1 protein-coding gene is annotated in these 255 nt (G+C 35.7%); it reads right to left on the bottom strand.

Features of this window, described 5'->3' with window-relative positions:
• On the bottom strand, window positions 1–255 hold a 255-nt coding region (locus tag PGC35_RS22180), incomplete at both ends, for an SRPBCC domain-containing protein (protein ID WP_375220732.1).

Below are 255 nucleotides of genomic sequence, written 5' to 3'. Positions count from 1 at the left end.
CTTACTTTTACTATTGTTAGTTCATTTTCATTATTCATTATATCTTTAAACTGGTCTGGTCCCTTCCAAGTGAACAGTAGCTCTTTTTCATCAACAAGTTTAATAATCTTGCAACCTTTAGTATTCATGCTAGTTTTATTACCTGGAACGAAATATAGTTCATAGGCCCCCCCTTCTTTAGCTTCTACTACCGATTCAGGAGCGAACCATTCTGAAACTCGTTCAGATATTGTCCACGCATACCAAACCAAATTT

It is taken from the genome of Psychrobacillus sp. PGGUH221 (assembly GCF_042055255.1).
GTDB lineage: Bacteria > Bacillota > Bacilli > Bacillales_A > Planococcaceae > Psychrobacillus.
The sequence above is the reverse complement of the archived record's forward strand: the minus strand, read 5'-3'. Positions and strand labels throughout refer to the sequence as shown.